Raw genomic sequence first — 545 nt, 5'->3', positions numbered from 1 at the left:
AGCCGATGGCGAAGATGCCCCAGATGAGGATGAGCGTCGCGAGGCTCTGGTAGCCCTGTAAAACCCCCGAGACGACGGGGGCACGGGCGAAGATGTACGGGAACACCGCGACGAGGATGGCCGTGATGCCGACGACCGTCCCCTCGCGGCCGCGGAGTTTCTCCCAACGACCGAACAGACTGCCGCCGACGAGCGCGTCTTTGGCGCTCGGGTTGGCGTCCTTCTCGCTCATGGGGCCACCTCCTCGTCGCCGAGCAGACCCTGCGGTCGCGTCAGGAGGACGATGGCCGCGATGGCGTACAGGCCGACCTGCGACCACGCGGGCGCGAAGGAGACGAGCGCAGCGGTCGTGAGACCGAAGACGATGCCGCCGACGACAGCGCCGGCGATGCTGCCGACCCCGCCGATGACGACCGTCAGGAACGCCGGGACGAGGATGTTCGTCCCGATAGTCGGGTTGACGACGTTCAGCGGGCCGCCGACGACGCCCGCCACCCCTGCGAGCGCCGCGCCGATGCCGAAGACGACGATGTACGGGCGGGTGA

Annotated in this window: 2 pseudogenes; both read right to left on the bottom strand. The window is 69.2% G+C overall.

The features are described 5' to 3' along the window. Positions 1 to 232: pseudogene (locus tag D3D02_RS18790) on the bottom strand (branched-chain amino acid ABC transporter permease); the annotation flags it as partial. Continuing rightward, a pseudogene (locus D3D02_RS18785) lies at positions 229 to 545 on the bottom strand (branched-chain amino acid ABC transporter permease); the annotation flags it as partial. The pseudogenes D3D02_RS18785 and D3D02_RS18790, both read right to left, overlap by 4 nt.

The sequence above is a fragment of the Halobellus sp. Atlit-38R genome (assembly GCF_003665925.1).
Classification (GTDB): Archaea; Halobacteriota; Halobacteria; order Halobacteriales; family Haloferacaceae; genus Haloquadratum; species Haloquadratum inordinatus.
This window is presented reverse-complemented; position numbering and strand designations above follow the sequence as displayed.